The 24,367-nt window shown below is 50.6% G+C and carries 21 protein-coding genes, 1 pseudogene and 1 riboswitch; of the genes and pseudogenes, 12 read left to right on the top strand and 10 right to left on the bottom strand.

The genetic code is table 11. The features are described 5' to 3' along the window. Positions 1-14: 14 nt before the first annotated feature. Positions 15-350 carry a single-stranded DNA-binding protein gene (gene ssb, locus ABV298_RS12360; RefSeq protein ID WP_353722402.1) on the bottom strand — a complete coding sequence of 112 codons (336 nt, stop codon included), beginning with the start codon at positions 348-350 and terminating at the stop codon, positions 15-17. A gap of 245 nt (positions 351-595) precedes the next feature. On the opposite strand from ssb, the gene ABV298_RS12365 reads away from it, so the two are divergent. Both ABV298_RS12365 and ABV298_RS12370 read left to right on the top strand, forming a co-directional pair. Then, positions 596-952: a hypothetical protein gene (locus ABV298_RS12365; RefSeq protein ID WP_353722403.1), complete on the top strand. Its 357-nt coding sequence runs from the start codon at positions 596-598 to the stop codon at positions 950-952. Between the two features lie 30 nt (positions 953-982). After that, positions 983-1,858 carry an aldo/keto reductase gene (locus ABV298_RS12370; RefSeq protein ID WP_353722404.1) on the top strand — a complete coding sequence of 292 codons (876 nt, stop codon included), beginning with the start codon at positions 983-985 and terminating at the stop codon, positions 1,856-1,858. 163 nt (positions 1,859-2,021) lie between these two features. Here the strand turns inward: ABV298_RS12370 and ABV298_RS12375 are convergent, their stop codons facing one another. Continuing rightward, positions 2,022-2,399 carry a hypothetical protein gene (locus ABV298_RS12375; RefSeq protein WP_353722405.1) on the bottom strand — a complete coding sequence of 126 codons (378 nt, stop codon included), beginning with the start codon at positions 2,397-2,399 and terminating at the stop codon, positions 2,022-2,024. A 9-nt stretch (positions 2,400-2,408) separates the two neighbouring features. Beyond that, complete coding sequence (locus ABV298_RS12380) at positions 2,409-2,606, bottom strand: hypothetical protein (RefSeq protein ID WP_353722406.1); 198 nt, start codon at positions 2,604-2,606, stop codon at positions 2,409-2,411. Between the two features lie 131 nt (positions 2,607-2,737). Here ABV298_RS12380 and prfA point away from each other — a divergent pair, with 131 nt between their 5' ends. Next, a complete protein-coding gene (gene prfA, locus ABV298_RS12385) occupies positions 2,738-3,811 on the top strand; it encodes a peptide chain release factor 1 (protein WP_353722407.1) in 1,074 nt (357 codons plus the stop codon). A 38-nt stretch (positions 3,812-3,849) separates the two neighbouring features. Here prfA and ABV298_RS12390 read toward each other — a convergent pair whose 3' ends face one another. Continuing rightward, on the bottom strand, positions 3,850-4,410 hold the full coding sequence (locus tag ABV298_RS12390) for a DUF255 domain-containing protein (protein WP_353722408.1): 561 nt from the start codon (positions 4,408-4,410) through the stop codon (positions 3,850-3,852). Positions 4,411-4,492: 82 nt separating this feature from the next. On the opposite strand from ABV298_RS12390, the gene ABV298_RS12395 reads away from it, so the two are divergent. Continuing rightward, positions 4,493-4,855, top strand: a complete 363-nt coding sequence (locus tag ABV298_RS12395) for a glyoxalase superfamily protein (protein ID WP_353722409.1) — start codon at positions 4,493-4,495, stop codon at positions 4,853-4,855. Here ABV298_RS12395 and ABV298_RS12400 read toward each other — a convergent pair. Continuing rightward, the gene (locus tag ABV298_RS12400; RefSeq protein ID WP_353722410.1) at positions 4,852-5,778 is read right to left on the bottom strand and encodes a DMT family transporter; all 927 of its coding nucleotides are present in this window, start codon (positions 5,776-5,778) and stop codon (positions 4,852-4,854) included. The two genes, ABV298_RS12395 and ABV298_RS12400, sit on opposite strands and share 4 nt — an antisense overlap. A gap of 58 nt (positions 5,779-5,836) precedes the next feature. Then, a riboswitch (cobalamin riboswitch) is annotated at positions 5,837-6,038 on the top strand. 96 nt (positions 6,039-6,134) lie between these two features. Here ABV298_RS12400 and ABV298_RS12405 point away from each other — a divergent pair. Further along, on the top strand, positions 6,135-8,009 hold the full coding sequence (locus tag ABV298_RS12405; protein ID WP_353722411.1) for a TonB-dependent receptor: 1,875 nt from the start codon (positions 6,135-6,137) through the stop codon (positions 8,007-8,009). A 10-nt stretch (positions 8,010-8,019) separates the two neighbouring features. Continuing rightward, positions 8,020-9,099, top strand: a complete 1,080-nt coding sequence (locus ABV298_RS12410) for a DUF5074 domain-containing protein (protein WP_353722412.1) — start codon at positions 8,020-8,022, stop codon at positions 9,097-9,099. Positions 9,100-9,241: 142 nt separating this feature from the next. Here ABV298_RS12410 and ABV298_RS12415 read toward each other — a convergent pair whose 3' ends face one another. The 5 genes and pseudogenes from ABV298_RS12415 to ABV298_RS12435 all read right to left on the bottom strand — a co-directional run bounded on the left by ABV298_RS12415 (position 9,242) and on the right by ABV298_RS12435 (position 17,244). Next, complete coding sequence (locus tag ABV298_RS12415) at positions 9,242-9,982, bottom strand: tetratricopeptide repeat protein (protein WP_353722413.1); 741 nt, start codon at positions 9,980-9,982, stop codon at positions 9,242-9,244. A 68-nt stretch (positions 9,983-10,050) separates the two neighbouring features. Continuing rightward, positions 10,051-11,391: a DEAD/DEAH box helicase gene (locus tag ABV298_RS12420; RefSeq protein ID WP_353722414.1), complete on the bottom strand. Its 1,341-nt coding sequence runs from the start codon at positions 11,389-11,391 to the stop codon at positions 10,051-10,053. Between the two features lie 37 nt (positions 11,392-11,428). After that, positions 11,429-12,425: pseudogene (gene fbp, locus ABV298_RS12425) on the bottom strand (class 1 fructose-bisphosphatase). 266 nt (positions 12,426-12,691) lie between these two features. Beyond that, positions 12,692-15,334, bottom strand: a complete 2,643-nt coding sequence (locus tag ABV298_RS12430; protein ID WP_353722415.1) for a valine--tRNA ligase — start codon at positions 15,332-15,334, stop codon at positions 12,692-12,694. An 80-nt stretch (positions 15,335-15,414) separates the two neighbouring features. After that, positions 15,415-17,244, bottom strand: a complete 1,830-nt coding sequence (locus tag ABV298_RS12435) for a HAMP domain-containing sensor histidine kinase (RefSeq protein ID WP_353722416.1) — start codon at positions 17,242-17,244, stop codon at positions 15,415-15,417. Between the two features lie 169 nt (positions 17,245-17,413). On the opposite strand from ABV298_RS12435, the gene ABV298_RS12440 reads away from it, so the two are divergent. From ABV298_RS12440 to ABV298_RS12465, 6 genes are all read left to right on the top strand, one after another. Further along, complete coding sequence (locus ABV298_RS12440; protein WP_353722417.1) at positions 17,414-18,244, top strand: T9SS type A sorting domain-containing protein; 831 nt, start codon at positions 17,414-17,416, stop codon at positions 18,242-18,244. A 158-nt stretch (positions 18,245-18,402) separates the two neighbouring features. Then, on the top strand, positions 18,403-18,975 hold the full coding sequence (locus ABV298_RS12445) for an adenylate kinase (RefSeq protein ID WP_353722418.1): 573 nt from the start codon (positions 18,403-18,405) through the stop codon (positions 18,973-18,975). A 23-nt stretch (positions 18,976-18,998) separates the two neighbouring features. After that, positions 18,999-20,006 carry a GTPase ObgE gene (gene obgE, locus ABV298_RS12450; RefSeq protein ID WP_353722419.1) on the top strand — a complete coding sequence of 336 codons (1,008 nt, stop codon included), beginning with the start codon at positions 18,999-19,001 and terminating at the stop codon, positions 20,004-20,006. A gap of 75 nt (positions 20,007-20,081) precedes the next feature. Beyond that, positions 20,082-20,939 carry a hypothetical protein gene (locus tag ABV298_RS12455; RefSeq protein WP_353722420.1) on the top strand — a complete coding sequence of 286 codons (858 nt, stop codon included), beginning with the start codon at positions 20,082-20,084 and terminating at the stop codon, positions 20,937-20,939. A 97-nt stretch (positions 20,940-21,036) separates the two neighbouring features. Beyond that, positions 21,037-23,319: a T9SS type A sorting domain-containing protein gene (locus tag ABV298_RS12460; RefSeq protein ID WP_353722421.1), complete on the top strand. Its 2,283-nt coding sequence runs from the start codon at positions 21,037-21,039 to the stop codon at positions 23,317-23,319. A gap of 305 nt (positions 23,320-23,624) precedes the next feature. Next, positions 23,625-24,362, top strand: a complete 738-nt coding sequence (locus ABV298_RS12465; RefSeq protein ID WP_353722422.1) for a hypothetical protein — start codon at positions 23,625-23,627, stop codon at positions 24,360-24,362. The last annotated feature ends 5 nt before the right edge of the window (positions 24,363-24,367 follow it).

The raw sequence follows: 24,367 nt of genomic DNA on the forward strand, positions 1-24,367 counted from the left end.
TTTATTTTCGGCCGCTACGCACTTGCTTCCTGTTTCTTCTGAACCTCTTCCACTTTATGTGCCGTCACTTCGGTGCGTTTCACGTTGCGGCCGTCTTTATCGATATATTGCCGGTAAGTCAACCGCCCTTCTATGGAAATCATTTTCCCCGTCGTCACAAACGTTTCACAACGTTGGGCCAGCTCACGCCAGACGACGATCTGGTGCCAGACCGTGTTCTTCACTTCCTCTTTATTCTTGTTTGTATAGCCTTCGTCGGTCGCCAACGAGAAGCTAAGCATTTTACCGCCGTCGAACTCTTTCATACTGATTTCGCGGCCCACGTTTCCGATTAATTTTACAGAATTCATAACTGTTAATGTTTTAGATGATGAATGACTATACCGGCTCTGGCTTTGCTAACCGGCCATGCAAAGGTGAACCGGCGGTGGGAAAAGATTCGGTTGATAACCACTTATAATCATATAAAAGCATTTGCAGCCATTTGCAAACGAAAAAAAGGCCTTTCAACGCTGCGTCTGAATTTTATTATATTGCATTCAAAGTAAATCTATGCACACCAACGGGGCTCTACGCCCCGCAAACGAAAAAAGACATGAGGAACTGCCAGGAATGCGGTAAGCCCTTGATGGGCCGGATTGACAAGAAGTTTTGTTCCGATATGTGCCGGAACAGCTTCAATAACCGGCTCAATTCGGACGCTCATAACCTTGTGAGGAATATCAACAACCAGCTTCGCAAGAACAGGCGGATTCTGCAGGAATTATGTCCGGACGATAAATCAAAAACAACCAAGCACATTTTGTTGTCGAAAGGCTTTGATTTCAACCTCATTACCAACGTCCGGCCGACGCTTAAAGGCAGCATTTACCACTTTGTTTACGATTACGGTTACCTCGAACTGGACAACGATTTTTATCTGATCGTACGGGATAAACGATTGGAGAAATAGATATTTTTGCAGGAATTCAAACTACCACCGATGAAAAAAGTAAGCCTCAGCGATTCCGGTCCGAAAGTTTCGGAAGCAATTTATGGTTTCTGGCGATGGACCGACGAGGGCGCCGCTACCACCTCGCAAATCGAAAAGACAGTTAACCTGTGCCTCGATCTCGGCATCAATACATTCGACCATGCTGACGTTTATGGCGACCATACCATCGAAGAGCATTTCGGCAAAATCATCAGCAACAAGTCGTTCAAGCGGGAAGACATCGTCCTGTTCAGCAAATGTGGCATCAGAACGTCGGATGATAAATATTTGACATATTACGATAACTCGCGCGAGCACATTATCAACAGCATCAATGGCTCGCTGAAAAGGCTCAAAACCGATTATCTGGATATTTTCCTGCTTCACCAAAGCGACTTGCTGGCAGACCCCGAGGAAACCGCCATGGCATTGGCGGAAATCGTCACTTCGGGAAAGGCCAAACACATAGGCGTCGCCAACTTCACCGTATTTCAGCATCAGCTGCTCGCGTCGTATCTGCGGATACCGATCGTAACCAACCATATCGAGCTTAACCTGATGAACACGACGGCCATCGAGGACGGCCGCATCGACTTCATCAAGCAGAGTTTTAGCAAGCCGCTCGCCTGGGCACCCCTGGCAGGCGGAAAAATCCTGCACGGCACCGACGAAAAGGCCGTTCGCCTCAGGGCCAAACTGGACGAAGTCGGTAAGAAATACGATGCCAATATCGAGCAAACGGCGGTTGCGTGGCTCATGAAACTGGGTACATTACCCATCATCGGGTCGCTTTCGGAAACCCGGATCCGAAATGGCGCCAGCGCTTCGGAAATCAAACTGAGCCGGGAAGACTGGTACGAAATTTACCAGGTCGTTGGAAAATAAAGTAATGGGCATTGCCGGACGATGCCCTTTACCAGAAATAATTCACTCTGTTCAATACTATCGCCTACTTCAATCATTCCCCCCCCGGGGTGCATCCGCGCGTATTATGACATTTGTCCGGATGTCAGGTTTACCCGAGTTTTAGCGCGCCCCTGTGCGGGAGTCAATCTTTCAGCTGCTTGGCGTCCAGCTTTCTGATAATTTCCTTTTTGTTAAAAAGCAGCCGCCACACGGCAAAGGTGGTATCCTGTCCTGCCATGCATTTCTTGCAAATAATACTCTCCGCCGAAACAGGCGCATTGTAGACCAGCAGCGTATCATTGAGCTGCTGTAAATTGTCACCTGCCTGCGTATTACTTCTGGCGCTGTAAGCATAAGCATCCAGAATTTCCCGCTCTTTCGGGTACAACCTGGCACTTTTCAGATCATTGGTACCAAGCAATTGAACCCGGACACCGTATTCCTTCTGCAACGCCGCGACGACCGGAATACCGCCGGGATCCTGGCAATGCTTCCAGGCCCGTACCGGGGTTCTTTTCAAGTTCGCTTTTCAGTGCTTTTTCGGCAATTTGCGCAATTTTTTTCCCCATTCGTCAGCCGACGAGACCAGCTGAACATTGGTAACCCGTTTGATTTGCGAGGCTTTAATCTCGCGGTTCAGTTCTTTCGTGTTCTCGATACGATTGTTTTTTAAATCGCAACCACACAGTGTACCGGCTAATGCTGCGACAAATATTATCTGTTTCATTTTTCAAATTATTAATCTGATTAATCAAACGGCATCCGATATGGACCGCCCCGGCCTCTTGAAACCATTCATTTAGCTAAAATGCGTATCTTTGTGCCCCGAATGCGTCGTGCCAAAGATATTCAATAAAGATGATCGATAAATTAGAAGCTATAAAAGAACGGTTTGAAGAGGTTTCCCAGCAAATCATACAGCCGGAAGTTGTCTCTGATTCCGCGCGTTATTCCAAGATCAGCAAGGAATATAAAGACCTGGGCAAGATCGTGGAGCACTACGCGCTCTATCAGAAATTGCAAAAGGACATCGCCGGCACCAAAGAACTTATAGCGACTGAAAAAGACGAAGATCTTCGTGAAATGGCCAAAGAGGAGCTCGACGAGCTCGTTCCGAAGCTGGAAGAACTGGAACAGACCATCAAGGAATTGCTTATCCCCAAAGATCCGAACGACAGCCGCAATATTATCCTCGAAATCCGGGGCGGTACGGGCGGCGACGAGGCCGCGATATTCGCCGGCGACCTTTTCCGCATGTACCAGCGTTTCTTTGAAAAAATGGGCTGGCGGTCATCGGTAATGGACTATACCGAAGGTACCAACGGCGGTTACAAGGAGATCATTTGTAAAGTCGAGGGAGAGGATGTGTATGGCAAAATGAAGTTCGAATCGGGCGTGCATCGTGTGCAGCGCGTACCTGCTACCGAATCGCAGGGCCGCATCCATACATCGGCTGCTTCTGTGGCCGTACTGCCGGAGGCCGAGGAGGTGGATGTACAGATCAACATGAACGATATTCGTATCGATACTTTTCAATCGTCCGGCGCGGGTGGGCAATCGGTTAACACCACTTATTCGGCGGTTCGCTTGACCCATATTCCTTCCGGGCTTGTGGTAAGCTGCCAGGATGAACGTTCACAGCTCAAAAACAAGGAACGCGCATTGAGTGTTCTTCGCTCGCGCTTGTACGAAATCGAATTGAAAAAACACAACGACGCAATTTCGTCGCAACGTAAGTCGATGGTGGGCAGCGGCGACCGGTCCGACAAAATCCGGACTTACAATTACCCGCAAAGCCGCATTACCGATCACCGCATTGGTTACACCGTCTATAACCTTCCGGCTGTAATGGAAGGCGATATTGCCGAATTGATCGAGAAACTGCGCATTGCCGAAAACGCGGAGAGGATGCAGGAAGGGGAAGTCGTTTAAGCTTTGCCCCCGCATAGCCGATACAAGCGTTCCGCTATCTATTTCGAAGGATACAAGGTTCCGTAAGTCTTCACCTTATAGCTTTCGAAATCCTGCTTTTTGTGGTAGTCTTCTCCAAAAAAGGTGATAATCTGGTGAAACTCCTTTGCCTTCAGATAACCCGGAAGCGGCTGGATCATATTGAAATGATCGTCCAGAAAAACGGTCGTGGGGTAGCTCGGCTGGTTATTGGTTAATGCCAATGCGATCTCGTTGATACCGCGGCCACCCTGTGCAAGATATTTGAACTGCTTGTCTCCCAGTTTGATCGTCTCCTTCTGCTCGGCATCGAGCTTCACGGCGTAATACTTTCGGTTGATATAATCGGTTACAGCCTTGTCCCTGAACGTTTCACGATCCATTACCTTGCACCAGCCGCACCAATCCGTATAGACGTCGATGAGCACCTTGCGCGGTTCTTTCTGGATCTTCGCGAACGCCTCCTCGATGGTTAGCCATTGAATGCCTTCGGCCGGCTTTTTACCGGTATCGGCCTTGAAACCGGCCAGAAACACCAGCATTACCGGAAATATTAACAGCGATGACAGGAGTCGTTTCATGGCATTTTTCTAGATTTCATTTTGTAAACAAATCTGATATACAAATTGTTGCCAGCCCCTTTCACCTCCAAACAGCATCCCCATGGAAGCCAGCAAAATCATCCCAATTTTACGCATTTTTGACGAAACCAAAGCACGCGAGTTTTACATCGACTGGCTGGGCTTCCAGATAGACTGGGAGCACCGGTACTCCGACGATGCGCCACTTTACATGCAGGTTTCGCGCGGCGGCCTGACGCTCCATCTCTCGGAGCATCACGGAGACAGCACTCCCGGTGCGAAAATATTTGTCGAATGCACCGGTGTACGGGCTTTTCATAAAGAGCTGAACAACAAGCAATACAAATACAACCGTCCCGGCCTCGAACACGAACCCTGGGGCGCTCTTTCGGTAACGGTAATCGACCCTTTTATGAACCGGCTGGCATTCAACGAACGGCTTTAAGCGCTTTTGGTTTTGGCAAACGATACCAGGATCCCGCCCGCGATGATCAGCAACATGCCCGTCAGCATCGACAGCGACGGGATCGCTTCACCCATCAGAAAGCCTATCAGCACAGAAAAAAGAATATTGGAATAGCCCACAGCGGCCACGCGCCCGGCTTTGTCGTAGGTAAAAGACTGCGTCAGCATTTTCTGGCCCAGCAATGCAGTCAATCCCAAAGCCAGGAAACCCAGCCACTGCCAGGTATTCTCCGGCCATTTGAATGTCCCGATCAGAAAGTCCAGATGTTCCATTGGATAATAGGTCCCGGCTACCATCGACAAAACAGGCATTACAATACCACTAAGCATGAATGACAGAATAATGGCGCGCGTATCGTACACCACGCCCAGTTGCCGGATCGAGAGATAGGAAACCGCCGTCAGCAATGCATTGCCCAAACCGAGTGCGTTGTCCCGCAACGACGAAGAAAGATCCGGCCGGAATACAAACAAAATGCCCGTGAACCCCACAAAGATCGCCATCCATTCCTTGGAATTCAGCGTTTCACCAATGAGCAGCCAGGAAAAAAGCGCGAGAAATATGGGATAGGTGTATTGATAGGTCGATGCGCGTCCGAGACCCAGCGTCTGGATCGCGTAAAAAAGCATATAAAGCGATAAAGTACCAACTATGCCTCTGAAAACGAGCAGCCCGAGCTTGCCTCCCTCCTGCTTCAGCGGCCGTTGCCATATACTGCTGATGATGAAAACCACCCCGACGATGTTCCTGAAAAACACCAGTTCCACAATGTGGAATTCCCTGCCGAGCCATTTTGAGATCGCCGAGGTGAGCGAAAAGAAAAATGCCGCGCCCAGCATGAGGTAAATGCCTTTCAGGGGCGACGGGTTCGGGGAATTTTCAGCAGGAGTGGCCAAAAGCATTCAGAATTTGGCGCAAAGATAGCGGTTATCGCAAAGAACCGAAAGTCGGAGGAAATGTCTAACTTTGCGCCCGCTTGGTGCCATATGCTGCTTCTGTTCAGCAATTAGGCTTAAAAGGGAATTCCGCGCGAACCGGAAGCTGTCCCCGCAACTGTTAGTCTGCCCAAACGTGCCCGCACTCCATGCCACTGTTTCAAAAACGGGAAGGCGCCGGACACGAACGACGAGCCAGGAGACCTGCCAGAGCATTTGATCGGACCGTTTTCGGAGGAAAGACAGAAGATCGCCGCCAATCGCAGTGAAACAGGGTGCTAACCAACCGGAGATTTCTGATTAAACCAGTATTATGGGCAAGCGTGGCTTTCGCATCGCCCGCTCATGCGCAAACCGACTCCATCGCACTCGAAACAGTGACCGTCAGGGGCTTTGTACCGGAACGTTTCATGAGTGGCCTCAAAATCCAGGCGATCGATTCGGCGATGCTCGCGCAGGCGCGTTTCCAGAACATCAGCGACGTACTTTCGACATTTACGCCTATCGCTTTTAAAAATTACGGTCCGGGGCAACTGGGTACTGCTTCATTCAGAGGCACGTCCGCGAATCATACGGCAGTTCTCTGGAATGGGCTGAATATTAATGCTCCCACACTTGGCCAAACCGATTTTTCCACTATCCCTGTGGCGGGTTTCGACAGGCTTTCCGTTCAATTCGGGTCGGCCGCGAGCATTGTAGGGTCCGATGCGGTCGGAGGAAGCATCCTGCTGGGCAGTGATGTACCCAAAAGCCCTTTTCACATATCCATCGGAAGGCAGGAAGAGAGTTTTGACAATCGCCAGACCCGGGCGGATATTCGCTACGTAACGGTTTTAAACAGGCAATGGTCGTTTTCGGGAAAAACGGCGGTTTACGACGGCCGGATGAACAACAATTACCGGAATCCCGTGCGAAAGGGTTACCTGCTTTTGCCTACCGAGACTTTCCAGAAAGGCATTGTACAGGATTTATTCCTGCAAGCTAAAAACGACCGGGAAATTTCTGCGCACGTGTGGCTCACGGATAACAAACTAACCTTAACGCCCGACGACGAACAGGGCCGGGAAATGACGCGCACGACAGCCTATCGCACCATGCTTCGCTATCGGGTGCGCTCGCTCACATTACGAACAGCATGGGTACGCGACATAATCGACTATGCCAAGGGCGACCTTTCACAACCCGATCATTCCGTAACGGATAAAATCGCCACGCGGATCGAGAATGACTTTTCGTTGCGCCCGGGAGCTAAGCCCAATCCGTTGTCCATCAAAACCGGGAGCGAATGGACGCACTATCGCTCGCGCGTGCCCGGCTATGTGTACTCGCCCGTGGCTGAAAACCGGACAGACGTTTTTTTGCTTACCCGCTGGCAGCCTGCCTCCCGAATCACGGTTTCCGTCAATCTCCGGCAAGGATTTGTTACCGGATTTAACCCGCCATTCACGCCGTCCGCCGGTGTGGAGCATCGTTTGATCCGGAAAAAACTTTATAATCTCTCCCTGAAAGGTTCATACGGGCGCAGCTACCGCGTCCCTACTCTGAACGAACGCCACTGGAAAGGCCTCGGTAACCCGGATATCCGCCCGGAAACGGGATGGAATAAAGAAATTGGAATAGAACAAACATTGAAATCCACGTCGGGAAGCACATGGCGGGCTTCGGTGACTCTTTACCATAACCGCGTTAAGGACTGGACCTACTGGAATCCGTCCAGAAGTTACCGTGTCGAAAACCTGCAACAGATCCTGGCCCGCGGGGTCGAACTGCAAACGAATTACCTGCATACAACGGAGCTCCGGCAAGCCGGGGTGGATGCCGGTTATGCATTTAACCGGAGCAGCCAGGAAAAGGCTTACGATAATTACTCCGAAGAAATCGTTGGCAAGCAGCTTGTTTTTGTGCCGGAGCATACGGCCTATGTCAATGCATTTTTTCAGCATAAATCCACCCGCATTACCGGACAGTTCCAGGCAGCCAGCCGACGTTACACAACATTCGATAATTCACAGTTTCTCGATGGCTATGGTTTGGTAAATCTCCTGGCCGAAACAACCATCTCCCTTGGTAAGGTAAGGGGCCGCATACAGGGACAGATCCGCAATCTGACCAACACGTTTTATTTAAATGTCAGAAATAATGCGATGCCGGGAAGAAGTTTTGCATTAAGTTTAACTTTTAGTTACGATTCTCAATAAATCAATGAAAATGAAAAAACAGTTAGCCAGTTCATTAGCAGTAGTTTTTACAGCCCTGGGAGCATGGTCGTGCGACCAGAGTGACCCGGCTCCGAAAGGGGATTTCGTGAGTGGTGTTTTTGTAATGAATGAAGGTAATTTCCTGCAAAATAACGGCGCTATCTCCTTTTTTCCCCGTGAAAACAACACCGCCAACGCCGACATTTTCGCCGCAGTCAATGGAAAAGCGCTGAATGGCGGGGTGCAGGACTATACGGCGTCGGGAGAACAAGGCATCATCCTGGTCGACAATTCCTCGGCGGGCCAGGACAAAGTACAGTTCGTTAACCGGTATACTTTCAAAGACGAAGGAGTCATCGGAGCGCCCGACATCGAGAATCCCCGGGAAGTTGTAATCGCCGGCAGAAAAGCATATGTGTCGTGCTGGGGCACCAACGCCGACTACAAATACAGCACCGGTTATATTGCGGTGATCGATATAAATACAAAAAAGGTGACCAAGAAAATCGACATCGCGAAAGGACCAGAAAACCTGGTTCTGAGCAATGGAAAACTGTTTGTAGGTACCACTACCTTTACCAACGGCAACATTCTTACGGTTATCAACACGAACACCGATGAAATCGCCCAGTCGATCCCTATGGAAGGGGTAGTTACGCCGATAGGCATCGACGCAAACGGCAAATTATGGATCAATGCGGGGATCAAAGCCGTACGGCTGAATCCTGAGTCGCTTACGTCCGAAGCCACTTTGGCGATCGGGACCGACGCCACCAAAGTGCCGGGTTCCTTCACAATGAGTTCCGACCTCAAAACAGTCTTCTTTGTATTGACACAATACGACGCCAATTTCAACCCGTCGGGTAAAACCTACAAATTCGGTATTACCGATTCTCAGGTGGACCTCAGCAAGCCCTTTATCGGCCGTTATTTTACAGGCTTGACAATCGATCCGTCTCAAGGCCTGCTTTACGCAGCCGTGACGCCGTCCCAGGCGCAGTCGGGCTATGCGATACGTTATCGCGTCGATGGAAACCTGGTCGATTCGGTGAAAGTCGGTATCGCCCCAACAGGATTTTTCTTTCAATAAGGGTTAATACGCCACGTCAAAGGTGGGATATCAGCGTAGCCGAAGCCTGATGGCGACATGCCACGGGTCCTGGCTACGCTGATATTGCTCAAACAAAAAAAGTCTCCCAAACGGAAGACTTTGCAATCCCGGAAGAATACGTTTACTTGAAAAATCCCTGGGGATCGGGCATTTTGGCTTTCAGAAGCTCCACAAAGTCGAGATTCAGCTGGCTGAAATCAAGGACCCGGCCTTTGTGCAGGTGCTCCCAGGATTTATCAAGCTCATCGAGGTTGTAATGCAGCAGCGCCAGGTTGTATTGGCCCAATGCATAAGTCGAATCAAGCGCGACAGCGCGTTTGAGCACCTCGCTTGCCTCTTCCAGTTCCTCCTTACGGCTTGTGATCGCGTACAATTTGAGCTGTACGGTCGACAAATCCACCAGCAGCGGCACATTGTCGCCCTGCAAGCTGACTCCTTTGCTCAGCATTCTTTTGGCGTCCACCCAGTTTTCGCGTTGGTAAGACACAACACCAAGCCCCCAGTAGGCCTCCACGTTTTTGTCATTCAGGAGTTGGGCAAGGTTAAAACGGTAGCAGGCGGTGTCCAGAGAACCTTCCTGCAAATATTCCCACGCGCGGGTGGCGAAGAAGCTGCTTGCTTCCGCCCGCGTCGAGAACGATTTGTCACAATCACTCAGGAATTTAATCTCTTCATCAATCTGCTCCGATGTCTTACTCACTTCCCCGAAGAGCGGGGTAATCCGCCTTTCATTCAAATTGAGAGGCTTTTTAGGGGCTACGTTTGTATCTGTGCTTGTACCCGCGCTTGCCAGATGCGTGTTTTGAGCAAGGCTCATTACAGGTATCAGGAGGGCAAGCCAAATTACAACAGATTCTTTCATAATTGACTTTAATAGAAGAACAGGTTTCTATTGTCCAAGTTAAACGGTTTTATTGGAATTGTATTGCATTACCTGCGTTTACTTCTTCCGCCCGTTGGCCTGCGCCCCTTACCGGTATTCCCCGGCGACCGCTTCGCAGGCGGCGGTGCCTGCCACTTTTTCTCATGAAATGCACCCTTGAATGTCGGATCTTCCTTGCGGCGCTGGTTGTCGATCTCGCGCAACATATCCTGCCGCTCCTGGAATGGTGTTTCCGTAATAGTTACTTCATCCGGAAACCTGGCTCTCGGGATTTCCATACGGATCATTGCTTCGATCTTCCGGATATGGTATTCGTCGGCAATCGTCATAAATGTGATTGCGCTGCCCACATTGTTGGCCCGGCCGGTCCGCCCGATCCGGTGCACATAGTCTTCATAGATAAGCGGTACATCGAAATTGATCACGTGGCTCACCTCGGTAATATCGATCCCCCGCGCCACTACGTCCGTAGCGACCATCACCCTTATTTGCCCTTCTCTGAATGCCTCCATCGCATTGATACGGGTATTCTGGCCCTTATTGGCGTGGATCACCCGTAGTTGCGCCTCCGGGACCGCCCTGTTCAACAGATTCTGATGGACAAGCCCGGCTACCTCGCGGCTGCGTGTGAATACGAGCACGCGTGTGAAGGTCTCTTTATCTTCCAGCAAATAGGATAGCAAATTGATTTTCGTTCGGAAATTCGGTACCTCGTAAATGGTCTGCGTCACCATTTCGGCGGCGGTAGCCTGAGGGGTAATCTCGATGCGCGTCGGGAATTCGAGAAATTCGTAGGAAAGATTCTCCACCTTCCCCGAAAATGTCGCCGAGAAAAGCATATTCTGCCTTTTGCGCGGGATCACTTCAAGCAGCTTGCGGATTTGGGGCATAAAACCCATATCCATCATTTTATCGGCCTCGTCGAGCACCATCACATTCAAATGCTTCACAACGATCTCTTCCTGGAAATACAGGTCCATAAACCGTCCGGGTGTCGCTACGACGATGTCGACACCCTTACGCAATGCTTCGATCTGCGTTTTCGGGCCTACGCCACCGTAAAGTACCACGGTACGGATATCGGTATACTTGCCGAGCTGAATAATGGCCTCCGATATTTGCATCGCCAGCTCGCGGGTAGGCGCCAGAATCAACGCCCTGGGATGCTGCCCCTGGGCATATTTGATGCGCATTAACAAAGGCAATGTATATGCGGCGGTCTTGCCGGTGCCGGTCTGGGCGATCCCTAAGATGTCCTGTCCTGCCAGCGCCACGGGGATCGCCTGTTCCTGGATGGGGGTTGGTTCGGTATAACCCGCTTCTTCGATTGCATCGAGCAATTGGCGGTTGAGCTTGAACTGCCCGAATGAGTTTTGCGTCTCTTGCATGGCGCAAAGGTACGAAAACTAAAACGGTAGCCCGCCATCAGCCTTTCACAACGTCGTCCACAAGCCCGGCTGAGCCGATATACAAGGGCGACCGCTGGTGGAACGATTGCGGCACGATGTCGAGGATGCTGCCAAAACCGTCGCTCGCTTTCCCGCCTGATTTTTCGGCGATAAATGCCAGCGGATAGCATTCGTATAACAGTCTCAGCTTTCCTTTCGGATCTTTTTTTAGTAGATGGATAGAGGTAAATCCCTCCCTTGAGCATATTTCTGTGAAAATCGCCCACGAGCGAGCCGATGTAGCGTGCACTGAAATTTCTGGACTTGCACTGCGCGATGTATTGCTGCACAAATGCCGGATAACTGTGATAATGCCCCTCATTCACGGAATAGATCATTCCGTCGGCCGGGGTTCCCATGTTTTTATGCGATAAAATAAACTCGCCCAGCGAATGGTCATAGGTAAAGCCATTTACACCGTCGCCGGTGGAGTAAACGAGCATCGTCGACGAGCCGTAAAGAATATACCCCGCAGCTACCTGCTTTCGGCCGCCTTGCAGGAAATCTTCCCGCGAGGCAGGGCCGTTAATCGGCGTTACCCGCCTGTAAATGGAGAAAATAGAGCCGATCGATACATTGACGTCGATATTGGAAGAGCCATCGAGCGGGTCCATGGCTACCACGTACTTCCCGTGATTGTTACCGGTGTGTATAATGTCCTCTTCTTCCTCGGAAAGGATCGCACAAACCTCACCTCCATTCTTCAATGCGCGGATAAAGCGGATATTGGCGACGATATCGAGCTTTTGCTGGTTTTCGCCCTGCACATTCTCCGTCCCGTTCCCGCCCGCAATATCGATCAGCCCGGCACGGTTAATTTCCCGGTTGATGATTTTTCCCGCGAGCGCGATGTCGCGCAGCAGTTGAGATAACTCGCCCGTCGCGTACGGAAATGCACTCTGGCTGTGCATAATAAACCGGTCGAGCGTAACGCCCACCGGGACCGCTAATTCCTGTACTGTTTTCGTCGCCATAGCATGTTGAGTTTCATGAGACTGGCGGGAAATTTACGTCCGGTTTTTTCCTATTTCCAAACAGTTCGAACTAATAAATTTTTTTAAAAATGAATATAACTTTCTCTCTATTAATTCACTGATTAGTCCTAAGGGTGAGCTAATTACGCGGTCGTCGTGTTGCACTTTTTAAATGTCCAATCGACATTAATCCGTATTTCTTAAATATAAAAAAGCACAAAGCGCTAACGCCCTGTGCTTTATAAAAAAAGTTGTGTTTTCGACGTTTATTTAAGCCTCGCCAGCGCCTCTGTCAAAGTCGCGATCTTCGCTTCGGCGTCGGCCTGTTTCTGGCGCTCTTTTTCGACGATGTCGCCTTTCGCATTCGCCACGAAACGTTCGTTCGAGAGTTTCTTCATGACAGAGTCGAGGAACCCTCTCGTATATTCCAGTTCGCGAAGCAGATTTTCACGTTCGGCCTCGACATCCAGCTCGTCGGCAAGGTTCACGAAAAACTCATCCGACTTCACCCGGAACGAAGTTCCTTCCGCTTCGCCGGTCACATAACGGATGCCCTCCACATTCGCCAGCTTTTCGATCAGCGGCGTCAGTGTATTGTAGCGCCCGTTCGCCTCGGAACGGATCGCGAGGGGTAATGCAGTTTTAGGACTGATACCTTTCGCATTCCGCAGATTGCGGATCGAGGAAACCAGTTCAAACAATATATCAAAGTCGTTCAGCAAAGCCTGGTCAAAATTGCGTGCCTGCGGAAAATGGGCGATACAGATCGAATCGTTCTCACTCCTTTCAATGATATTCTGCCAGATTTCCTCCGTGATGAAAGGCATAAACGGATGCAATAGACGCATCTGACGATCGAAGAAATCGAGCGTGGAATCGTAGGTAAGCAAATCGATCGGCTGCTCAAAGCCCGGCTTGATCATTTCGAGGTATTGTGCACAGAAATCGTCCCAAATCAGCTTATAGATCGAGCTTAACGCGTCCGAAATACGGAATTTCGAGAAATGGTCCTGCACTTCGGCCAGGGTCTGGTTCAGTTTGCTTTCAAACCATTGTACCGCCAGTCGGGAACCTGCCGGGGCTTCGATTTCGGTCGTCACGTTCCAGCCTTTTACCAACCGGAACGCATTCCATATTTTGTTTCCGAAATTCCGGCCCTGCTCGATCAGCTTCTCGTCGAACGGAAGATCGTTGCCTGCCTGGGAACTGAAAAGCATACCTGTACGAATGCTGTCCGCGCCATATTTATCGATGAGTTCAATCGGGTCGGGCGAATTGCCCAGCGACTTCGACATTTTGCGCCCCAGCTTGTCGCGAACGATGCCCGTCAGGTACACGTTCTTGAACGGATACTGCCCGCGGTACTCGTACCCCGCGATGATCATCCGTGCCACCCAGAAGAAAAGGATTTCCGGAGCGGTCACGAGGTCATTGGTAGGATAATAATAGTTGACTTCCTCGTTATCGGGCTCCTTGATTCCATTGAAAACCGAGATCGGCCACAGCCATGACGAAAACCAGGTATCCAGCACGTCGGGATCCTGTGTGAGGTCTTCCTCCGTTAATGCAAAAAGCTGGTATTCGTGCTGTGCCTTGCGCAGTGCTTCCCGCTTCGACTTCGCCACGATCATCGTGCCATCGTTGAGGTAATAGGCCGGAATGCGGTGGCCCCACCAAAGCTGGCGGCTGATGTTCCAGTCGCGCACGTTCTCCATCCAGTGGCGGTAGGTATTCTTGAATTTCGCGGGAATCAGTTGCACCGTATCATTCATCACATTTTCGAATGCGGGCTTGCTGATTTTCTCCATTTTCAAAAACCACTGTTCCGAAAGCCGCGGCTCGATCACCGAGTCCGTCCGCTCCGAATGGCCTACATTCGAACGATATTCTTCCACTTTCACCAGGTTGCCCGATTCTTCGAGCATCCTGATAATCTTCTTCCGTGCCACAAAACGCTCTTCGCCTACCAGGATCTGCGCCTTCTCATTCAGGGTCCCGTCCTCATTCAACAAATCGATAACGGGCAGGTTATGGCGCTTTCCAAGCTCATAGTCGTTGGTATCATGCGCGGGCGTCACTTTCAAACAGCCCGTTCCGAACTCCATTTCCACATAATCGTCGGCAATGATCGGAATGGCGCGGTTGATCAAGGGAATCAGCACCTTTTTCCCGATCAGATGCTGGTAACGTTCGTCCGCCGGGTTCACGCAAATCGCCACGTCCGCCATAATGGTCTCCGGCCGCGTAGTAGCAATCGTAACCCCTTCCTCCATATTCCCTCCTCCGTTCTCTTCTTCCAGAGGATACCGCAGATAAACCAGCTTCTGGTTCACCTCCTTCATGATCACCTCCTCGTCGGACACGGTCGTACGCGCCTGCGGGTCCCAGTTCACCATCCGGTGGCCGCGGTATATTTCTCCCTTATTATAAAGGTCAATAAAAACGTCGATCACCGAATCGTACAAATCCGGTTCCATGGTGAAGCGCGTACGGTCCCAGTCGCAGGAAGCACCGAGCTTACGCAGCTGTTTCAGGATAATGCCCCCGTATTTGTGGGTCCACTCCCAGCAATATTCGAGAAATTCCCCGCGGGTAAGGTCCCGCTTGCTGATTCCGCGCTCTTTGAGCATTGCTACCACTTTCGCTTCGGTAGCGATGGACGCGTGGTCGGTACCGGGTACCCAGCACGCTTCCCTGCCTTCCATCCGGGCCTTGCGCACCAGAATGTCCTGAATGGTATTATTGAGCATATGCCCCATGTGCAGCACGCCGGTCACGTTCGGCGGCGGGATCACGATGGTGTAGGGTTCCTTGTCGGGATTGGGTTTCGACTGAAAGAACTTGTTCTCAATCCAGTAGGAGTACCATTTATCCTCTATCTCCTGAGGGGCATAAGTTTTGGAAATCATTTTGCGTGTTCAGAAATTTACCGTAACTGTCGGTTAGTCATCTTAAAAAGACGGCAAGTTAGCGGTTACGGGCGATATTTCTAAACTATTTGCTCCTCTTTGCGGACCGGCAGCCAGATCGTAAATGTGCTTCCTTCACCTGGTTTACTTTGCAGGCGAACCGTGCCGTCATGCGCTTCCACCATTTTTTTGACATAACTCAATCCAAGCCCGAAGCCTTTCACGTCATGCAAATTACCCGTAGGCACACGATAGAATGTGTCGAATACCCGCTGCTGCTGCTCACGGCTCATGCCAATGCCCTTGTCGGCAATGGCGATCGCAATGCCCCCGTTCTCGTTCCGGGTTGTGATAGTTAAATGAAGCTTTTCAGGCGAGTATTTGATCGCATTGTCGATCAGGTTATTCAAAATATTGGAGATATGCACTTCATCGGCCGCCACTACGTCTTCTTCCGCATCGAAATTCAGGTCGACTTCCCCTTCTTTCTGCTCTATCTGCACGCTCTGTCCATTGAGCGCCTTGCCGATCAGGTCATGAATATTGGCATCGGTGATTTTCAGTTTCACATGGCCCTTGTCGAGCAGCGCCATTTGCAATACCTTCTCTACATGTGTTCCGAGCCGTTTGTTCTCCTCCCGGATAATTCCCAGATAGCGATCCAGGCGCGCGCCCTTCGGACTGCCTACCAGTGACGCCGAATTTTCCTGCGCCATTTCCGCTGCCAATGCAATGGTTGAAATGGGCGTTTTAAATTCGTGGGTCATGTTGTTAATGAAGTCGTTTTTGATATCCGAAAGTTTTTTCTGTCGAAGGATAGTCGTCACGGCCATATAAAAACAGGCCATGATCACAACGATCAGTACCCCGGAGCCTCCGAACATTACGCTCATATTGCTCAGAATATATCGCTGCTGGTCGGGGAAGAACACGTATAATGCATTCTGGGCGCCCAGCGTCTCATTGGGGAAAAGCGACGCCTTGTAGGATTTTTCTTCCCACTCGCGCGGCCGCATGCTCACGGTCGAAAAAATAAGGCTGTCCGCCGACTGGCCGCGCACCGCAAATTCATAAGGTAGAGTCACACCGTTCTGAACGAGCTGTTTTTTCAACAACGTGTCCAGTAAAAAGCGGTTCACGCGCTGTTCGATCGGTCTTTTGGTATAAATAAAATCCTTCATGACCTCTTTCAGCAGTTCGGCGCGGTCGGGCTCCGCCGTGGCTATCACCGCCCTGGATTTCTGCCTGGCTCCTTTTACGTGGTCCGGCAATGCTACCTTCCTGTTCGCTGTATTGCCCGAAACAGAGTCTTTTTTCACCCAGTCGCCGCCCTTCCTGCGAATTGCCGGATCGCCCATTCCGCGCATTGCATTACCCAGGCGGCGTTCGTCATCCAGCCTTCGGCGCATAAATTCGTCGATGCCGGCCATACCATATTGCTGGGCCTGGAAAAATTCTTCGATGATCCGCTGCTGATGATCGACCATCACCCTGAAATTGGGACTCAGCACATCCGTGGGTACCGCCTCGGTAATAATCTGGTAGTGGATCTCCTCCCCGTTCGGGCCAATAGCGATTTCCATCCGGGGCTGAATGCGGGGAGCCGCCTCGTGGACAGGCGCCTTGGGCGCGGGAGGGGCCGTCCGTTTCACAGGCATGTCGCGCAGCTGGGCAATGCGGTCGAGCTTGCTTTTCTGTTGCTCGGCCTCGATGCGGCGTTGCAGCAGGTACATCATTTCCTGCTTTTCCAACCGGTGCACCACCTGCTGGACCGATTCAGAAACCTTCTGGTTGAACTGGTCATTCCGTATCGCGATCGCCTCCCTGATCCAGTACCATTGAAAGCCGATCAGCCCGATCAAAGCCAGGCACATCAGCCCTACGATAATTTGTATTTTCCGCTTGGTCATATATTTCCACCTCCTGTGTGCAACGCGGGCAACCCTCCGCCCGACATTTGCCAAAAACAAATTTAATGTTTCGCCCCCGGCCAAAGGTGTTTTTAACATTATTTAACAGCGCCCCAAGCAACATAGCCATGGTTTTGCAATTCATTCAGACTCAAAACAAAAAAAGCTTATGAAAACTGTTTCAATTCAAAAACTGACATGGTCGCTGCTGCTTGTGGCGGCTCCCGCATTGCTATCCGTTGTACAGGCGCAATCCGACAAAAAGCCCGACGCCGACAAGAAGACGAGTATCCGGATCCGGGTCAGCGAGGACGATAACGGCAAAGTCCGGGACATTGAAAAAAATTACGAGGTAGGCGCGATGACCGACGATGAAAGACAAAAATTCATCGACAAAGTGCTCGATTCGTTGAATGTGGACAAGAAACGGAAACAAACCATTTCGATCACCGTCGACGACGGCGGCGATGGTGTGATAGCTGCGAGAAAGCGCAAAAAGGTAATCGTCGATCACCGCGATCCGCGCGAACCGATGGCCTTCCACTGGGACGGGAATTTCAAGTATGACCTCGACTGGGATTCGGAAAAATTCAGCGAGAACATGAAAAAGATCGAGAAGAACTTCGACAGGAACTTCCGCCCGAAGGCAAAGATCATGATGCGCGACATGGAAGATTTCGGCAGGAATTTCGGTAAAAACTTCGAGTACGCCTGGGATAACCCCGAAAACGGCAAGGCGGCTAGTATCCGCTCATTGAATGCCTATGCGAACAATCCGGCGGACGACGTGCTTAACCTGCGCTTCAGCGTGCCACAAAAAGGCAATGTAACCGTCACGGTTACCGACACAAAAGGCCGGGAAGTGGGTAAAAAAGAAATACACGAGTTCGAAGGCGAGTATGTAGGCCAGATCGAACTTAAGAAAAATACAAAAGGAACGCTGTTCGTAACGGTGGTTCAGAATGAAGATGGAGCGGTGAAAAGGGTGGTTATTCCCTGATTGGGGCCACTTTTACGATAGCGAATCCCCTTTACCGGAAACGATAAAGGGGATTTTTGTTGTAAAAATTATGCAACAATTTCGCCGACATATAGTAAGAGTTGTAAATTTGCCGCAAATTCACCATTTCTACCTCGACATCAATTTTTGAAGCAACTATGCTGAATCTTATACTGTTTGGCCCTCCGGGAGCCGGGAAAGGTACCCAAAGTGAAAAAATAATTGCAAAATACAATTTGATCCACCTTTCGACAGGAGATCTGCTGCGCTCGGAAATTCAGGCCGGTACCGAACTCGGGCTGAAAGCCAAAACATTGATGGACCAGGGAATCCTTGTGCCCGACGAGGTGGTGATCGGCATGATCGACAACAAGTTGAGAGAGCACCGCGACGCGGCCGGCTTTATTTTCGACGGTTTTCCGAGAACCGTAAAGCAAGCCGAAGCGCTCGATCAATTGCTGGCGAGCTACAATGAAAGCATTTCGGTAATGGTTGCACTGTCTGTCAACGACGACGAACTGCTGGCCCGGCTCCTGAACCGTGGCAAGACTTCCGGCCGCCCCGACGACCAGAACGAAGAGCTGATCGCCAAGCGCATTCAGGAATACAACAGCAAAACCAAGCCAGTGGCTGACTACTATCAGGGCCAGGGCAAGTTTGTTGCCATCAACGGAATAGGTGAAATCGATTTTATCTTCGGGGAAATCTCGAAGGCGATCGAAGCTGCCTGAATTTTATTTTCACTATACCCACTATGGCCTCCTCCAACTTCATCGATTACGTAAAAATCAATGCGCGCTCCGGCAACGGCGGTGCCGGCTCCATGCATTTCAGGCGTGAAAAGCACGTGGAAAAAGGCGGACCGGATGGCGGCGACGGCGGGCGTGGCGGGCACGTGATCCTCAAAGGCAATGCTCAGCTCTGGACATTGCTTCATTTAAAATATACCAAACACGTAAAAGCATTCGACGGCAAAGGCGGCGAAGGCGGCCGGCGAACCGGCGCGATCGGAAAGGATATTATCCTGGAAGTCCCGCTGGGCACGACGGCGAAAAATGCCGAAACCGGCGAGCAGCTTTTCGAAATCACCGAAGACGGGCAGGAAATGATCCTGCTTCGCGGCGGCCGGGGGGGACTTGGAAACGACCACTTCAAGTCGGCGACCAATCAAACCCCGCAATATGCCCAGCCTGGCGAACCCGGTAAGGAAGAATGGTTCATCCTGGAACTGAAAGTATTGGCCGATGTGGGCCTGGTCGGCTTCCCTAACGCCGGTAAATCCACATTACTTTCCGCAGTTTCGGCCGCCAGACCGGAAATTGCCGACTATCCCTTCACGACGCTGGTGCCTAACCTGGGCGTGGTACCCTACCGCGATTACAAATCCTTTGTCATGGCGGACATTCCGGGGATTATCGAGGGCGCTTCACAGGGCAAAGGACTTGGATTACGCTTCTTGCGCCATATCGAACGCAATTCTATCCTTCTTTTTCTGGTACCTGCGAGCAGCGAAAACATCGAGGCAGAATACCAGACGCTCGTCCAGGAGCTTCGCCTGTACAACCCTTCACTACTGGACAAAAAACGTATTCTGGCCATTTCCAAAATGGACCTGCTCACTGATGAAGAGCGGGTTACACTTCGGCAAAATCTACCAAACGGCATCCCGACACTCCTGATTTCTGCAGTTACCCAAGAAGGCATTGAACAATTAAAAGATAAAATATGGGAACTGATCAATTCGCCGTTTCCCGTACAATAATAAATTCTTGAATGAGGCAACCTTTCGGTGCAAATTGTGTGTCCAACTAGTTATTTCCCTGAATTTACAGTCACCATGAGACACAATCTACCGTATTTGTATTGGGTAGTATTTAGTATTATTTCTTTTACCGCACACGGACAGATCAGTATCGACTTCCCCTCCGATCGCGCCGTTTTTCAGCGTGATAAAAATAATAAAGCCAATATCTACATCGCGGGAAGCTACACCAAAGTAGTCGACAAGATCGAAGTAAAACTGACCAGGCGTACCGATTCGGGCGCCGACAGGGACTGGACCGGCATTAAGGACAACCCCCAGGGCGGCTTCTTCTCCGGCACACTTACCGATGTGCAGGGCGGCTGGTATCAACTCGAAATCAGGAGCTTAAAAGGTGGTCAGGTAGTTGAAACCAACCGCATCGATCATGTGGGCGTAGGTGAGGTGTTTATGATAGCCGGGCAGTCGAATGGTCAGGGATTCCGTAATGATGAAGCGGACAGATACTTCGATTGGGGTGTACAGGGTGCGGGAGACGACCGCGTCAGCGCCGTGGACTATTCGAATGTACAAACTGTCCCCGGACTTCCTGGCATCGGATCCGATTACCCTTATCCCACTTTCAGACACGTCGATTCTCAAACCGATATCGCACCCCGAGGAAGGTCCGCCTGGTGTTGGGGAAGATTAGGCGACCGGCTCGCTCAAAGACTGGGGGTGCCGGTGTTATTTTACAATGTCGCATGGTATGGAAGTTACGTGGGAGCCTGGCGGGAAAGTATCAACGGCGGAAGGCCAAAGTCAATCTATGCCGAGAACACTTATTTCGAACCTGCCGGAATGCCCTATGGAAATATGCGGGATGTAATCCGGCGCTATACTTCACTCACCGGATTGAGAGGAATCCTCTGGATCCAGGGGGGAGGCGGATAATGATATAGTGCCCCCGACGAATCGGAATAACTATTTCAATGATCTGAAAGCCGTAATCGAAGCGTCAAGAAACGAATCCGGCAAAGACATTTCTTGGATGGTATCCCAAACATCCTACAATAACAAAAATGGAACAGACACCGAAGTTATTGAAGGGCAAGGCATGGTTATCAACAATGTACCCAATGTATTTCAAGGGCCTCTCACGGATTTGATACAAATTCCACGTATAGACAATCCCTCTAATCCTATCCTGGGAGTTCATTTCGCGCAGGACGGCCTCACCCAGCTTGCGGATGCATGGTATGACCGCCTCAACGACGACTTTTTCAACCGCTCGAACCCATACCCGGGAATGACGCCGTTAAGCGTCGTCGCTTCCTGTGCAGGCAACGGCAATGTGACATTGACAGTCGAGAATCAAGGATTACATGATTTCAACTGGAGCAGCGGGGGCAACTCCAATAACGTACAAGTAGGCAATGGCATTTATCGGGTTACAGCCCGTGACGACCGCAACAACCTGATCTGGTCGCCTGAAATTCGCGTGTCGCAGCAGATCCAGCCGGACCAACCGACTATTAGAATCGACGGAAGTAACCCTGTCTGCTTAGGGAACACCGCTACATTGGTTTCAAGCTCCGGCGAAAATGCAACCTGGAACACCGGTGCGACCGGAGACCGCCTGCCCGTCACGGCAGGAGGAGATTATTTTGTAAAGGTGAAAAACATTTACGGCTGCGAAGCCACATCCGAAAAGGTGACCATGAAGGTGGTAACATCGCCGCTGCCAGCTACACCGAAAATTACTGCTTCCGGCGCACTTACTTTCTGCCAGGGTGGCGAAGTAACGCTCACCTCCGATTCGAAAGTTAAAAGCGTTTGGTCGAACGGCGTGACAAATGCAAGCATTACTGCGGTCTCTTCCGGCGATTTCAGGGTACGCGCTCTCGACGACGAGGGCTGCTATTCCCCTGAGTCGGAAGCGGTAACAGTCAAAGTCAATCCGCTTCCTGCGAAACCACAAATTTCGCTGAGCGGCGAAACGATATTCTGTGAAGGCGGGAATGTCACCATGACTTCCAGTTATGATAGCGGCAACATCTGGAGCACGTCCGCGACCACCAAAACGATTTCGGTCACTACAACGGGAACGTTTTCGCTTACGCAGCGCGACGCCAATGGCTGCGAGTCGAAATCCGATGAAGTGGCTGTCAAGGTAAACCCGCTACCTGCTACTCCCACAATCACTGCATTGCGACCAACCACGTTCTGCGACCGCGACTATACCCGTTTGCGCAGTAGCGAAGCCTATTCGTATCAGTGGAGCAATGGTTCGACCGAGCGCGAGATTGAGATAAGGACTTCCGGCAATTTTACTATTTCCGCCAAAGACGCAAATGGCTGCGTTTCTCCGGTTTCGCCTGTCGTACAGGTTGTGTCGAACCCGCTTCCTCCTACTCCGGTTATCACCGCCGACGGTCCAACTACTTTCTGTGCAGACCTAAGCGTAAACCTCACTTCAACCAATGCGGCCGGCTTTTTGTGGAGCAACGGTGCATCGACACAAACATTGAAAGTGACCGTTGCCGGCACCTATTCCGTGCAAACGATCAATGAATTTCAATGTTATTCCGACCCCAGCAATCAGATATCCACACAGACGCTCGCATTACCGCCTTCGCCAACCGTTACGGCCCGTGCTGCGACGACTTTCTGCGACGGTGATACGATTTACCTGAAAGCATCCAACGGCAACGAATTCTTTTGGAACAACGGGCTGGAAGGTGACAGCATCGGAGTATTCAAAACCGGTAATTATGCGGCCCGGATTATGGACGATCAGGGGTGTTACTCACCATATTCAGCGGCCGTTTCCATTGATGTTAAACCTTCTCCTACGGCCCCAATAATCAGGAAAGTGGGCGTTTACACTCTTTTGGCCGAAAATAACCTGAATTCAGGTGATCACGTCTGGAAATATAACGATGTTGAACTAACCGAAAACAGTGCGATATTGAAAGCTGTCCGGGCAGGTAATTATGTTGTCAATAATACCATCGTTTACAGTCCTACACTCACCTGTGCGTCTGAATTTTCGGAGCCGTTCACCTTTTACCCGGATACAGAAAATCCCGGTTTCGTAGCGTACCCCAACCCCAATACAACTGAACGGGTCGCGGTCGAGACATTAGCCGATGTCGTGAACGCCGACGTGCAAATCATCGACAGCCGCGGAGTTGTACACAGGACGTTCAGAGTCGCGAAATTCGACAGCCGGCAATACTTCAATCTGACAGGCCTTTCCAGCGGGATATACATTATCCGTATCACTTCCGCGTCGCTCAATGCGTCGCAAAAGCTGGTAATTGTACGTTAGAAAACGCCCCGTATATTATTTAAGAATACAGGGCTGAGACAATTTAGCTGCCGATCACGAACAAGAGAGCGCCTCAAAAATGGCGCTCTCTTGTTCGTTTTATGGTCTCTGGTACTTGATAGCCTTATCTGACCACCAGTACTTTTTTTACCATAATCTACCGTAAATCAAAAAACCCGGAATAGTGATATTATAGCCAAAATAATCCTTTACATTTGTGACCGTTTTGCAATTGAACACATTAACAAAACCAAAACCGTCTATCGTTATTGCTTACAAGACTTTACCTGTATCAGAATTTACCAATGCGTTATAGAATTATCCTTCCGGTTGTAGCAAAGGCATTGCTGTTGATTTGTCTCGTTTCATCGACAGTCTTTTCTCAGATTAAAATCACCTCCCCTACTTTTCAGGCCGTCTATCAGCGCGATATTTTCGGACAGAGAGAGCTTACTGTATCTGGCACATTCACAGCTTTAATGGACAAAATTGAGATAAGGGCTGTTCCGGTGGTGCAGGGTCAAGGCGTTCCCGCACCTTGGCAGGACTTGCAAGTTGCACCAAAAGGTGGTGTCTTTACAGGGAAGATAACGCTCTACGGAGGCTGGTATACGTTGGAGGTCCGCGGGATCGCCGACGGTAAAGTAGTCGGACGTGACGTTTTATCACGTGTTGGTATCGGCGAAGTGTTTCTTATCGCAGGCCAGTCGAATGCACAAGGATTGAAAGGGAAACCGACACCGCCGGGCGCCAGCGACGACCGGGTACTGTATGTCGACAATTATAACAACGACGAATTCGGTGATTATAAGGACAGGCTCAACGATCCCGTTCCACCGACGTTCTCAAAAATTACAAGTAATCTTCAAACCATGTCGCCACGTGGCCAGACGGCCTGGTGCTGGGGCGCATTGGGTGATTTGCTCGTTGCGAAACTCAACGTGCCGGTGCTTTTCATTAACGCCGCCTGGGAAGGCACCGCAACCCAAAACTGGGCGGAAAGCGCCACAGGTAAAAAAGACTGTCAGCTACTACGGTCATGAATATG

Origin of the sequence: Dyadobacter sp. 676 (assembly GCF_040448675.1) — a bacterium.
Taxonomy (GTDB): domain Bacteria; phylum Bacteroidota; class Bacteroidia; order Cytophagales; family Spirosomataceae; genus Dyadobacter.